This is a genomic window from Colwellia sp. BRX8-5 (assembly GCF_014077325.1).
Taxonomy (GTDB): Bacteria; Pseudomonadota; Gammaproteobacteria; order Enterobacterales; family Alteromonadaceae; genus Colwellia_A.
The window spans coordinates 20,841-34,363 of sequence record NZ_JACGVR010000041.1; the positions used below are offsets into that span (position 1 = coordinate 20,841).

Below are 13,523 nucleotides of genomic sequence, written 5' to 3' on the forward strand. Positions count from 1 at the left end.
CTCTGAACTAGAGAAATATTTAACGCCCTACTAACAGGCAAAAATTGTTTGCTAAAATGTTGAGGAACGAACAACAGCCAGCTGTTATTTGAACGTCTTATTATGCTACTGGTTCTGAAACCTCTACAGTTTGATTTTTAAGCTTATGATAACTAAATGTTCCTCTTACCCCACCAATGAGGATCACAATAAATAAAATCGCTAAGAAAGGTACTGACGGGTTAGTTATAAACATATTAACTTGTTCGATAATATAAAAAATTAAACCAAACGTTGCTGCGAATCGGCTTAGTTTCCAAATACCAAATGCAATAAGTATAAAAATAAATGAATCGACAAATGCCCAAGCATCAATTCCTAAAATTGGATCGTTATACATACCATATAAGGCAAATGCGGCTGTAACTGTAGCAACAAATAATGCTACGAACATAGAACCTTTGGTAGCAGCTTTGGCAGACTCTATTGTTGATACATCAGGCCAGTAGAAATTATCTTTTTTAGTATCACTCATGCTTAAATACTCCTTGCAGCATAACGCCTCGATAACAGGCAAAAAATTGGTTGGCTAAAATGTTGAACACAGTGAAAATAGTCAACTGTATTTTTTCGTTTGAACCGCTTGTTATGTTTTGACTAAACAGATGTTTCGTACGCTTTCGATAACCATTCGATAACTTCACTGTCAACGTCAGAGATATTATTTAGTTGTATTCTATGGGTACACATAGTGCCAAATGGTCCTGATGCTTCTAACCGCCCTTGCACCTCGACGTCTTTAAGTTTTAAACCCAAGTCTATTCTTGTTTTAGTTGCCGGCTTAATTAAAGCAAACTGTTTTTTTCTGATGAAACTTACACTTCCTTTTTTCGGTGTAATTACAACATCTTCACCAAAGTTTTTGATTACTAAGAAAAGCATTTCATAAATAGGCTTAAGCGATTCTTTACCACTATATTGATTTAAAACTAAATCTTCAGGAGGATTAGTTCTTTCTTTAGATAAAGTGACAATTGTATTTGCAAACCCATGTGTTACACCATGCTCTGTTTTTAAAAATTTCACAGCCATTAAATGCTTTTCAAAATTCTCTTTGTCCAAGATTTGAAACCATTCTTCTAATTTTTTACCTGTTTTTTCAGGCATATTTTCAATCATTTTTTGCAGCGATTTATCCATATACTCCACCTTTTTATTCAAAAAATAACGCCCCATGTAAGAGGCAAATAATTGTTGGCTAAAATAAGCAACGAAGCAGCAAATAGCCAGCTGTTATTTATCCTGCTAGAATAGCTTGTTAGCGCTATACCTTATAATTCCATCCGCATTTATTTTTAGCTTCCTTGGCATTCTTTGCGCCACTAACCATAAAATCCAATTGTATGGATGTCAATACAGGTGTTTTATCAACATTTACTTCTGTTGCTGACCATCTCCAGCTTTTGAGAGACGCAGCAGCATGGTAATCAAATACACCTTTAGGATAAGATTCCTTTACTTTGTAGCCACTGGTTTTACCATCTTTGTTTATACCGACAATAAGATCAACACAACCAGATAAACCTTTCCTTGCTGCTTCTATTGGGTATTTAGGGTCTAGCCTCTTTTCAACTATCCAATACTCTTTAACTAATTCTCTTTGTTCTTTTAAAGATATATCCTTATATTCAATTAAGGATTCATCGACAACTTGAACAGTATCATTAGACGCACATGCACCTAAAAATAAACTTATTATTGTAATTGAAACGGCATTTCTCATTGCTAACTCCTTATAGCTTTATCGCCCTAACTACAGGCAAAAAATTGTTTGTTAAAATACTGAAAAACGAAAAACAGCAAACTGCTTTTTGTCGTTTAAAAGTCTTGTTAGTTTTTGTTACCACATTTTATTTGTTTTTCACCAAAGTGATAAACATTATTTACCGCTACGTATACACTTGAGACAACTGCTGATGTCGGCATAGTTATTATAGATAAAAACTCATCATTCCATTCATAAAAGCTAGTGTCGCCCTTCATTAGATTAACAACTTTAAGAGTCTTTTTATCTGTAGACAAACCACATTGATATTTTTGAGAATAATCCACTTCAGGAACAACAACACATCCTGTGAAGATCAGTGTACAGATAATAATTATTACTTTGTTTAACATCAAATTATCCTTTTTAACAAATGGAGATAATACACGCTCTACGAAAACTAACGCTTTGCTAAGCGGCTAAAAAATGGCTGGCTATAATAGCGAGTAACGAACACAGCCCGCTGTTTTATCGGTCTTGAGTTGCTCATTAGCTGTATGCTAGTTCATTAGAAAGGTATAATAAATGGTTCTCTTACAAATTGAACCAAAAAGTAAATAACAATACCAATTGCTGGAAATAATCTTCTTATTAATAAAGCAGTTTGGGGAACCACATTTGAGAACATAGGTACGATCCCTGAAAGTACAGAAAATAGCAAAGTAAGAAAAAGTAGAATTATAACTAAGAAACTTTGTTCTACATTGAAGATTAGAACCGAAAAAAATAGAATAAGAAAAAACCATCCTAATAATTCAAGAGTTGATGTAAGTTTAAAAAATTTGATAATAGGCTCCTTACCTAAAAGCTTCATAGTACAGCTGGTGCCCCATTAAGAGGCAAATGATAGTTGGCTGCAATGTTGAACGAAGCGGAACCTAGCCAACTGTTAAAATCACTCCTTGAATGGCTGTTGTTAGAGATCATTTTTCAACGACATTGCGACTTTTCGAATACCATGAGCTGGTGTCCACTGTTTAAACTCAACAAAGCCATATTTCTTGTATAAATTAATTGCTGGATCATTGGCAACGGCAGTTTCTACAATTGCTTCTGTAAATTCAAATAAGTCGAGAATATAACTAATCAATTGACCTGCAATCCCTTTTTTAAAATACTTTGGATCAACGGTTAAACTATCTATTTCTAATTGATTACCCTTTACAACAACCTCTATGACTCCTGAGATGCATCCATTTTCATAAAAACCATAAAACAGTGTTTCTGAATTCTTTATATCTTTAATGCTTCGTGATAGTGGTGGAAAATTAGAAGCATTAATAAGCTGAGCTTCAACTTTATAAGAGTTTTGAAAAACTTTAAAAATTTTATTACCAACGTCTTCATTAGAATTATCAAGTTTGTTTATCATAGTATGCCTAGGCTCAAAATCTGCATTGCTCTCTAACGCCACGTTAAGCGGCAAAAAATTGTTGGTTAAAATAAGCGACGCAAGAGCAATAAACCAACTGTTTTTTGTCCTTTTGAGTGACTTGTTAACTTCCGTATTCATGACTGTAGCAACATCGTATGAAAAATTATACCGTCTGTATTTTGTTGAGCCGAATCAAGGCGGAAACCGAAACGCTCATAAACAGGAATAGCCATAGTTGAAGACTTTACCCAGTAATTCCCATTACCTCCTTGAGCTATACAGATTTCATTTGCTGCTGACCACAATTGTTTAGCGATATTTAACTTTCTAGAGTTAGGGTCAACAAAAAGCTGACTTAACTTTTCTTTTTTGAAAATTGCTATTATTCCGACAATTTTGTATTCCTTGACAAAACATAACATCAAATATTTTTTATTTTGGATGCGTTCTTTTATAGCTTTCAATTCAAGGCTTTCTTTAAAGTGTACAATACCTTCTTTATTAAAGTCAGAGTTGGTTTGTGGTTCTGCGGCGCTCAGAATTAGAGATCGAATTCCTACGGCATCATTGATTGTAGCTTTTCGTATACTCATTCTATCCCTAGGAAGTTAACGCAACGTTAGCTGAAAAAAAATTGTTGCCTAAAATTGTAACGGAGTGAAACAGCCAACTGTCTTTTGTCCGTTTGTACGCCTTATAGCTATAAGTTTGTATCAAGCTTGAGTAACTCACCTGATAATACATTAAAAGTATAATAGAACGTATCATTATCAGTCGCCGTATAAAGTAAAACCACATCATTACTAATCACCTGATAACCATCGATATTATCGATAACAGATTTTAACTTAGTACCGTCATATTCAGAAACCAATAACTCTTTATTGTCATCTTGGTTTAGAAATCCATCTTTATTCGTATCTTGTCTTACGACAGAATAGATGTTTTTACTTAAGATGTTTCGGTATTCTGTTTCCCTTGATTGGGTGGGTGAGAAATCTACGATTAGTGCGTTATTCTCGAATAACAAATTATTCTTTTCACCAGCTTTAGTAAACATCAAATTAACTGCATTACTGCTTAAACTCAAAGACGATGAAACAATCATCATGTCAGCATTTGCACTATAAGATTGTTCTTCCACTATCTGGTCCGAGGTTATTTCTAGAATATGCACATCTTTAATTTGACCTACATATCTTTTTTCTAATTTAGGTTTTTGATCTTTTTGTAGTGCATCATTATGATCAATAACTTGTACTTTTGGTTCGGAATAATCCTTTCTTAAAAGATCACTAATTATGTTTTTACCAATTACAATAATTACAATTATCGCTGCGATAAATAGCAATATCTTATTGGATTTCTCAATAAAATTCATGATGCGAGTTCCCAAGTGTGATTCCTTATAGTTAACGCCACGTTAAGCGGCAAAAAATTGTTGGTTAAAATAATCGACGAAGCAGTAAAAGCCAACTGTTTTTTGTCCTTTTGAGTGACTTTTTAGATACCCAATACACTAACTATCCAGTCATAGTAGTTAGATATCCTAACTTGATAAGCTGTAGTGCCATACAAACCACCTTTAAAAGTAGATATATCGCCATTCCCCAATTGCCAACTTGATAAACCTACGAGAAATGGAGCGCCTTGTTGAAATATAATGGAAGCCCCTCCGCTATCTCCAGAGCCATGTATACCTTCAAGTGGTAATGCATTTGCAGGTTCGTTGAATTTAAATGCGATCCAATTACCTTCTGAGTTTTCAACAATATTTTGAAACTGGTTCATTACACGCAATGATTTCGTATCAATATCTTCACCGGTTAATCCATTTCCTGTTGCGCCCTTACCATAAACTGTAATTTTTTTACCTTTTTCACTTTTACCCTTGTATATATTGACTGGTTTAACACCGCTAACTTTTGAAGTTAATTTGATTAACGCAATATCACTTCTAGATTTGAAAAAAAGCATTAAAGGCGCTAAATCACCTTTAAGTAAATTTTTATTAGGTTCAGAGTACTCTGGGTGTATATGAACGCTTTCAATTTCATAAGCTTTTGAACCAACTATTAAATCTTTACCAACATAATCATAAAAAATGGTGTGTGCTACGGTCACAACCCATTGTGTATCTATTAATACACCATGTCCTTCATGAGGCATATCTATTAGGTATTCAGGCATTTTATCAATGACATAATTTTCAGGAGGAACATCATGTCTCTTCACTACAGCATTGCTACATGTAGAAAAGAAAATAATGGATAAGATAAATAAAACTTTCATATTACGTCCATGTTCATTGATGGGTAGCTAACGCCTCATTAAGAGGCAATAAAATAGTTGGTTAAAATAAGCGAGGCACGAGCAAAAACCAACTGTTTTTTGTCCGTTTGAACGTTTGAGCAGCTTGTTAGCTGCAATTTAACTCTTACTATTTAACTGTGAAAGCAAATACAGCCAAAGCTTTTTATCATCGAATACTTGCAACAGGGTATTATTGGTATAAATAATACCCATATGTGTAATCTGTGGCCCTTCAGAGTTGGTAAACTCCATACTCCATGATGATGCAGAATAACCTTCGCCATGAACAATACTCAATCTTTTACTACTGACACCATCAGAGAATACTTTACCTCTAAAGGACTCCTCACAATAATCCAGACACAAACGCTTATCCTTTAAATATAATGAAGACACAAGTAATTGATCAACGTATTTCATGTACTTAGGATGTTCTTTGAAAGTAGGAATAATAATAGATTCTGATGATATTTTTAATTGAATATCGTTAAATTCAATGCAAACATCATTTTTGCAATGTTCTTCAGCTTTCAAAGCGTTGCATATAATCAGTGATAATAAAAATACGATAACTAAAGTTATATTGGAAATAATACTCAACAGTGCCTCCTTGCAGTTAACGCCCTATTAAGAGCCAACTGTTATTTGTCCGGCTTGAATGGCTTATATGCCGACGTTCAACTAAACAGCTCGATAACTAAACGTACTGAGTGATTTAATATCACAAAAACACCAAGATACATTAGAATTTTAGGCGATTTTGGATATTTAGTTTTCATCCAAATCATGGCTGGTGATTTTTCTGACTGCTTAAGGTAGCCACTAAAGAATGCTACCCCATATAACGAAATTAGAATTACTAATAAATGATCAAGTATTGAGTAGATGTTCAAAACATTCCTTAGGCATATAACGCTTAATTAACAGGCAAATGATAGTTGGCTAAAATGTTCAGGAACGAAAACAGCCAACTGTTTTTTTTCCTTTTGAATGACTTCTTATAGGGCAATTAAACGCATGAAATTTAGCGACTTAGCACCTCAATAACATCGTCATTTAATATATGCTCCTTACCTTTGAAAACATCTAATATTCCAGGTGCAGACTTACTATTACCAATTACACTAACATAGCAACGATAAATATATTTACCATTAGAAAAAGAATAGTGATGATTACCACCACTACCTTCAAAAACCATTTTTCCATTTTCTAAAATTAAATCAGGTTTATCTCTAGTTTTTTTATCGATACTCCATGACGAATAGCGATAATTGTAATCCCCAAGATCATCAATTCGAATATGAAATTTAGATGTTTTCCACTCTAATATTGGTTTTTTATAAACTCTGAGGCTTAGATGCAAAGTTTGTTTTTGTTTTTCAATCAAACTTGCTTTGATCTCTTTTTCTTTTGAAGATTGATATGTTATCGCTCTTATTTTATTTTTGGAATCTAGCCAAAGTTTACCGCTAGAAAACATTACCCCTCTCCAGCCCATCATGCTCCAATCTTTGTCTAGATCAGAGTTAGCTATTAGCTCGATAAATTTTTTATCAAACACTTCATCAAAGCGATTTACTAACTCTGCTTCATTTTTAATGGCAGGTATTGGAAATTCACGCCCTAATGGATAAGAAATAAAAGTTGCAATAGCTTTCTTATCCTGTTGCTTGAAAGCACTTTTAATCAAGGAAATATCCTCGTGGTATTTTTTATCAACAGCAAACGAAGTTGATGTAAATAGAATGAACAACACCAAAATTAAATTATTTATAAACTTCATGGATACTCAACACTCCGATTTGCCCTATAACGCCACGTTAAGTGACAAATAATAGCTGGCTAAAATTAGTGAGGAACGAAAGCAAGCCAACTACTTGACGTCCGTTTAAGCAACTTGTTAGCTGCTGATTGCATCCAACTCTTGAACTGCTCTTTTTAATTTACTAAGGGCTACAGGTTCATTTTTATTATATGGTGATTTATAAGTAGCAACCGCTTTAGAAAAAGCTATATCTGCTTTTTGCATTAAACCTGATTTTTCATATAAAAAACCTAAACGAATATAAGAAAATGAAAGACTAGATGGACCAGTTTTTTGTAATAATTTATCCGATTGATCGGACTCTTGAAGCCTCACAATAGATTCCATTGCATAGATTGCAACTTCAGTTGACTCATGAAGATATACTTTATGAGCAATTTCTGCTTCATTATTTAAGAAATCAGCTGAAATATCATTAGCAAAGCTAATATTCGAAGTAATTACAGCAAGTGCAACTAGACTAGATTTAAATATATTTTTCATAATAATTTCCCTATAGATAATAAAATACTGCTTAAGACAAAAAGCAGCCAACGCCCCATTAAAAGTCCTGCTTGAATGGCTTGATATGTGTCGTACAACGAAACTATATACATATGAATTTAGCTTCAAGATCAAAGCCTTGTGTATAATTTGTATCAACGTCACTAAATTCCCAAGAGCCAATTTTCGTACTAGATTTACTTTTGACAAACTTTTCAACTTCTCCAGTCTGACTATTTTTCGTAGAAATTAATTGAAAAGTTTTTCCACCTTCAACTTCACATCTAGACTTCATGACACCTATCAACATAGAGTGAGCTTTCTCTTTTGTTTCTCCACCCACTACTGTATAGAAAGAACCATCATCGTAAGGAATCGCTCTATCGGATAAGGATATATTCGTACAACCTAAAATTAATGATATGGGAAGTAAACTCAAGTATTTCATATTATTCCTAAAGACACATAACGCCCCATTATGAGGCAAAATAGTTGGCTAAAATAAGCGACGAAGAAGCAAAAACCAACTGTTTTTTGTCCTTTTGAATAGCTTAAATGCCGATTAACGCCCAAAATTTTGGATGGCATCAGTTAACAAAGCTTCAATTACCTTTTTGCTACTTACTTTTATACCAGCAAACGGATCGCCATTAACTGATTTTGATAGAAACCAAGTGCCTCCCTTATTTTGAGGGAGATATTTTTGTTCAAAATCATAACCATCATTGGCATCTGACTTTAACACCGCTCTAATAAATTGAGACGAATAACGATGATATTCGTTTTGTTCATCAGCTGGTAATCTATTGAATGTTCCGGTATCCACCATATTTCCTTCTAAGCATATAACGCCCCATTAAGAGGCTTTTAATTGTTGGTTAAAATGTGAAGCGGAGCGGAACCAGCCAACTGTAATTTGTCCCGCTTGAACAGCTTTTTATATTTTTATTCGTACACACTTATTCACTAAATATGAAAAGTGGTAATGACGGCCAAAGCATAAGATTACCAAGATATTGGCTCCAAGTAGATTGGAAAGATTCCACGCCCTTTAAACCTTTACTTTGAATTGTACCAATAGTAACTGCTTTAATTAAATCTTTTGGAGTTATGCTAAACAACATACCCGACGAATCTTTAAAAACAACATTTAACCTAGTGAGGTTCATCTCATACGAAATGTCCACACGGCTCATGGTCGCAATTATGCTTTTTTCTGATACTTTTAACCATAAAATGTAATCCGGATCTGATTCCATATCTGCTTTCCAATAATTAATCCTCTCAGGAGGAACTAAAAAGTGAGAAGTTGATTCAGATACTCTCATATAAGCCCAGCCTGCTGGAACTTCAATTTCTGCGCCTAAATGGGGAAATATAAGGGCGTTTTTTGGTTTATCCCAAAGAAAAAACGTGCAAACGATTAAAAGGACTATGATGGTTATATTTTTTACAAACGTCCCGTAATAATCTAATTTATAAAATAAATAAACAATAAAAGGCAACGCAAAAACTAAACCTGTAATCCCTATATTTACAGCCCCACCTAGTACAAAAAAGATGCTTATAACTATAAAAAAGATACGGCCTATTGTGTCTAAAATTAACTCTAGAAAATATTCACGCATCATAAAGTCTCGAAAAATATAACACCCCATTAAGAGGCAAAAAATAGTTGGTTAAAATAAGCGACGAAGGAGCAAAAAACAACTGTTATTTGTCCTGCTTGAATGCTTTGTATGTTTACTTTTTAGACTGTCGCTCGTTTAGGTTTTCTTTAATTGCAAAGAATACATTTAAAAGCATACTAAGAACAGTCAAACAAAATACAGCAAACATAGGAAAAAACAATATACCAAAACCTGTGCTGTAACTTGTGTAACAGAATATACCGCTAACAAATGCAACGACAATTTCCCAGCCACAATTATCAAAAGCTGAACTAGCGATCGTTTTTAGTGGTTGAGCATAATGCTTAATCTTCAAATGTGGTGAACTCTCTAGTAAACATAACGCCCCATTAAGAGGCAAATAATAGTTAGCTAAAATGGAGCGAAGCGAACAGCCCGCTGTTTTAGTCCTTGTTGATTTGCTTGTTATGCTCTGTAGCTATTCACTAAACTTACTATTAAAAAGATTAGTACTCTGCCCAATTACATATTTTTTTTTAACAAACCACTTGGTAAATAATACGCGAATTAACCAATAAAACATTATTACAATTAACAAATAAATTGGTAAGTCTGCATCAATGAAATTAGGCCATTTATCTGACGTGTTAGCAACAAAGGAGAGGACAGCTCCTAATAACGCATAACACATACGCCACAAATGTCGTGCGATGCGGTGAGCCCCTGATATTCCACCTCGAATAATCATATTCAAATCAAGAAGTGCTGCGATCAAAGCAACACTACCAAATATATAGAACATAGTAACCATGAAGCCTGGCTCTGATGTGATTGCTGCATAAAAGAAGTTTGCGCTTATTATTGAAATGACAATGAAAGCTATTATTTCAAAAACACCTGTTCTCTTTTCTGGCCTCAGAACGATAATCCATGCGGTTGAAGCGAAGTATACAGATGAAATAGCGATCGTAGGGTCATCGGCAAAGTAGGCTCCACTTCCTGCCATTAATAACAGTGACAAGAAAAATAAATTACCAGAATACCTATGAAATTTTTCGCCTTTACTGAAGATCAAAGCGCCTATACCAAATAATAGAACAAATGAACCAGCGATGATGTGAAACAAAAGCATAATAATTCCCTTCAATAATTACATTATAGTAATATAAACCTGATCCTCAGGCTTTGGAGCACAACGTCCTGTTAACAGGCAAAAACCAACTGTTATTTGTACTTATTTAACAGCTTGTTAGCTACTTATTGACCACCAAACTTTCTCTAGCTATGGGATCTCCATGCAGGATAATCGTTTCTATACGGTTCCACGATTCTATAGAGTCTAAAGGATTAGTTTTAAGTAGCAGAAGGTTAGCAATTTTGCCAACTTCTACTGTACCGTAATCATTATCAATTCTGAATTGTTTAGCATTATTAATGGTTGCCGCCGCCAGTACTTCTTCCAGCGATAGCCCTGCAGTAACCATAGCTTTCATTTCTTGGTAGGTTGTCAGTCCAGGTTGATTGGCAAAACTAGGGCTTCCAGGGAAGTCCGAAGCCAATAAAATAGGATGATTAGAACTTCTTAGATATTGAATAACTTTATTACCTTTTCCTATTCGCCCATATAAAAATGCATCTGAGATTGATTGATCAGGCATTCCATCAAAGCCAATTCGAAGCTCTTCTTTGAACCATTGCGCTTCAGTGGTTTTATACCAATCAATAAGTGACTTAGGTGTAATAGATGAAAATTCAGGAGAATTAGCAATAATAGGAAGCATTACTTCACCTAAGCCAGCAATCACTCTTTGTGTTGGCATATAACCTACTTCGTCATTGATCATTTTATCCAGAGTGTTAGATATTTCTTTAGGTATATTTTGTTCGCGATTATATTGCCCCCAATTCCACATACCATGAGCGATAACATCAACACCTGCGGCAAGTGCTAATTGCTGCATATCTAAGGCATTAGCATGAGCGACTATAAGCAAATTAGACTTTTCAGCAGATAATTTAATTCGTTTTAGTGTGTTAGTTGAAAGTGTTGCCCATTGGTTAGCATTACCATAACCATCTTCAAAATAAAGCTTTATACACGAAGCACCTGAATGGGCAATTTTACCAATTAACCTTTCTACTGAATTTTCTGCGGTTGCTTCTGCACTTTCATCAATTAAATAAGTAAACATTGATCTTGAAAGGTCGTCTGTTTTCTCTACATATGGAAAGGTATTTTTTGATGTTAATACTTCACAGCGAAAATAATCAGGGCGATGAGGCGCCGAAGTAAAATAATTGAAACTCACTCCCGGATTCGGATCAAGTATTTGAGTTACCCCATAAAATAAAAAGCTTCTTGGTTGTTGTTCGAAATAAGCTTGTGCGAGTTTCGGATTTTTAATCGCCACTGACTCAACACCAAACCCCATACCGGGGATTGACGATACGTGTGCATGGCTATCCATAAGACCTGGCGTTAAAAATTTACCTAAACCATTTATTTTAAGATCGTAGGATGTAATCTTTTTACTAGTTATTTCGGTAATTCGTCCATCACTTATTAATACATTCATCTGAATTTTTGGAGCTTGCAAATGAGATGAAACGATAGTGACATTTTCTATTAGAACTTTGTTTTCCGCTAATGAAGCAAAAGAAAACAAAGAAATTGAGAGTAATAATACTTTAATCATGATACTTCCATGTGAGATTAATTAAATTGCTAACGCCCAATTAAGGGGCAATAATATAGTTGGCTAAAATAAGTGAACGGAGTGAACAAAAAGCCAACTGTATCATTGTCCCTCTTGAATTGCTTATTAGGTTTTGCATGCTTCCCTACTCACGCTTATACCATTTTCCCTCAACTCTGCTATTTTAGCTTTATCAAGAATCTTAATGTTTTTGATAGGCGAAATATCGTTCTCAATTGAGATAACAGCAGTTTTTGTTGGGCACTCTGACCAATTTACAGAGTTAATAAATGAGTATGACTTACCATCCTCAGGTGTAAATATTTGCTTTGATGTACATTCGTAACCGTTGAGTGGATTAATTAAACCAAATGCTAGAAATATAGGTTTGCCTGAGTTTACTTTTACAGTAGCCGGGTTTCCTAAGTCCGAGTTTTTGGAAACTTTAAGGTCTCCGAGATAACCGAATTTAACTTGTCCTGTTTTAGGGGAGCACAGCTCGTAAATAATGGCCGTATGTGGATATGGTTCAAATCCAAAACCATCTGTCTTTTTTTCAGTCTCAAGATGTAAGTATGCAACAGAACCATTTTTGGGTTCTTGATATTCACTAGATTGACCTGAAAATCTAACTCCATTTTCAGTACTTGCACATCCCACTATACCTAGACAGGCTAGGATAGGTATAAATACTCTCATTTTAACTCCGTTGCTCAAGCAAAACCTAACGCCCTATTAAGAGGCAAATAATAGTTGGCTAAAATAAGCGACGTAGGAGCAAATAGCCAACTGTTATTTGTCCTTTTAGCAACTTGTTATATGCCGCTTTAAACTTACTATAAAGCAACTTCCATTTTAAAGTAAGAAACATCAGCCTTATAAAAACGTTCTCCGTATGGCTGCATACCGAAACGCTGATAGAAACTTAAAGCTGATTCTCTAGCATCACACCAAAAAAAATTTACAACCGTATTATTAAGGGAGTGAAGAATAAACTTTAGCATTTGAGAGCCAATGCCTTGCCCTTGATAATCAGTTTTAGTAGCAAACTTACGTAGGCGAGCTTTATCTAATTTTATGTATACGGAAGCAACACAAACAAGCTCGTCATTAGCAAAGGCACCCAAATGCATTGCGTCATGATCACCATCAACATGGCAATATTCAGGAGGCTTGTTTGGCCAAAGAACACTTTGTCGAAGCGGGATTGTTTGCTCCCAGGAAATATTGCGAATTTCCATATGATTTTACAGAGCCTCCATAGGCATATAACGCCCCATTAAGATAATGCCGATCAGTTAAGCAATTTATAGCTTGATTAATTTGCTAATGAGATCAAAATCCAGTGATTGATATCACTGGATTTTTTTTATGCAACTTTCTACCGCGCTTT

Annotated in this window: 18 protein-coding genes; all 18 read right to left on the reverse strand. The window is 34.6% G+C overall.

Annotation, left to right across the window (positions count from 1 at the left end):
- Window positions 1-100: 100 nt before the first annotated feature.
- Window positions 101-514, reverse strand: coding sequence for a hypothetical protein (locus tag H4J62_RS18220; RefSeq protein WP_182218394.1), 414 nt, complete (start codon window positions 512-514; stop codon window positions 101-103).
- 122 nt (window positions 515-636) lie between these two features.
- The gene (locus H4J62_RS18225) at window positions 637-1,179 is read right to left on the reverse strand and encodes a DUF4287 domain-containing protein (RefSeq protein ID WP_182218392.1); all 543 of its coding nucleotides are present in this window, start codon (window positions 1,177-1,179) and stop codon (window positions 637-639) included.
- Window positions 1,180-1,303: 124 nt separating this feature from the next.
- Window positions 1,304-1,762: an energy transducer TonB gene (locus H4J62_RS18230; protein ID WP_182218390.1), complete on the reverse strand. Its 459-nt coding sequence runs from the start codon at window positions 1,760-1,762 to the stop codon at window positions 1,304-1,306.
- Between the two features lie 107 nt (window positions 1,763-1,869).
- Window positions 1,870-2,157, reverse strand: a complete 288-nt coding sequence (locus H4J62_RS18235) for a hypothetical protein (protein WP_182218388.1) — start codon at window positions 2,155-2,157, stop codon at window positions 1,870-1,872.
- A gap of 563 nt (window positions 2,158-2,720) precedes the next feature.
- Window positions 2,721-3,176: an N-acetyltransferase gene (locus tag H4J62_RS18240; protein WP_182218420.1), complete on the reverse strand. Its 456-nt coding sequence runs from the start codon at window positions 3,174-3,176 to the stop codon at window positions 2,721-2,723.
- Window positions 3,177-3,313: 137 nt separating this feature from the next.
- Entirely contained in the window at window positions 3,314-3,772 is a 459-nt protein-coding gene (locus H4J62_RS18245; protein ID WP_182218386.1) for a GNAT family N-acetyltransferase, read from the reverse strand.
- Window positions 3,773-3,879: 107 nt separating this feature from the next.
- Entirely contained in the window at window positions 3,880-4,575 is a 696-nt protein-coding gene (locus H4J62_RS18250) for a hypothetical protein (protein ID WP_259364961.1), read from the reverse strand.
- Window positions 4,576-4,682: 107 nt separating this feature from the next.
- Window positions 4,683-5,471 carry a trypsin-like serine protease gene (locus tag H4J62_RS18255; protein ID WP_182218384.1) on the reverse strand — a complete coding sequence of 263 codons (789 nt, stop codon included), beginning with the start codon at window positions 5,469-5,471 and terminating at the stop codon, window positions 4,683-4,685.
- Window positions 5,472-5,609: 138 nt separating this feature from the next.
- Window positions 5,610-6,092, reverse strand: coding sequence for a hypothetical protein (locus H4J62_RS18260; protein ID WP_182218382.1), 483 nt, complete (start codon window positions 6,090-6,092; stop codon window positions 5,610-5,612).
- A gap of 424 nt (window positions 6,093-6,516) precedes the next feature.
- Window positions 6,517-7,278 carry a hypothetical protein gene (locus H4J62_RS18265; protein WP_182231358.1) on the reverse strand — a complete coding sequence of 254 codons (762 nt, stop codon included), beginning with the start codon at window positions 7,276-7,278 and terminating at the stop codon, window positions 6,517-6,519.
- A 117-nt stretch (window positions 7,279-7,395) separates the two neighbouring features.
- Window positions 7,396-7,803, reverse strand: a complete 408-nt coding sequence (locus H4J62_RS18270; protein ID WP_182218644.1) for a hypothetical protein — start codon at window positions 7,801-7,803, stop codon at window positions 7,396-7,398.
- Between the two features lie 103 nt (window positions 7,804-7,906).
- On the reverse strand, window positions 7,907-8,251 hold the full coding sequence (locus H4J62_RS18275) for a hypothetical protein (RefSeq protein ID WP_182218646.1): 345 nt from the start codon (window positions 8,249-8,251) through the stop codon (window positions 7,907-7,909).
- 114 nt (window positions 8,252-8,365) lie between these two features.
- Window positions 8,366-8,629, reverse strand: coding sequence for a hypothetical protein (locus tag H4J62_RS18280; protein WP_182218648.1), 264 nt, complete (start codon window positions 8,627-8,629; stop codon window positions 8,366-8,368).
- 133 nt (window positions 8,630-8,762) lie between these two features.
- Window positions 8,763-9,434 carry a hypothetical protein gene (locus H4J62_RS18285; RefSeq protein ID WP_182218650.1) on the reverse strand — a complete coding sequence of 224 codons (672 nt, stop codon included), beginning with the start codon at window positions 9,432-9,434 and terminating at the stop codon, window positions 8,763-8,765.
- 478 nt (window positions 9,435-9,912) lie between these two features.
- Window positions 9,913-10,566, reverse strand: coding sequence for a hypothetical protein (locus H4J62_RS18290; protein ID WP_182218651.1), 654 nt, complete (start codon window positions 10,564-10,566; stop codon window positions 9,913-9,915).
- Between the two features lie 121 nt (window positions 10,567-10,687).
- A complete protein-coding gene (locus H4J62_RS18295) occupies window positions 10,688-12,130 on the reverse strand; it encodes an amidohydrolase family protein (protein WP_259364991.1) in 1,443 nt (480 codons plus the stop codon).
- A 126-nt stretch (window positions 12,131-12,256) separates the two neighbouring features.
- Entirely contained in the window at window positions 12,257-12,829 is a 573-nt protein-coding gene (locus H4J62_RS18300; RefSeq protein WP_182218653.1) for a hypothetical protein, read from the reverse strand.
- Between the two features lie 137 nt (window positions 12,830-12,966).
- Window positions 12,967-13,371 (reverse strand): GNAT family N-acetyltransferase, encoded by a 405-nt coding sequence (locus H4J62_RS18305; protein ID WP_182218659.1) that lies wholly within the window; start codon window positions 13,369-13,371, stop codon window positions 12,967-12,969.
- Between the last annotated feature and the right edge of the window lie 152 nt (window positions 13,372-13,523).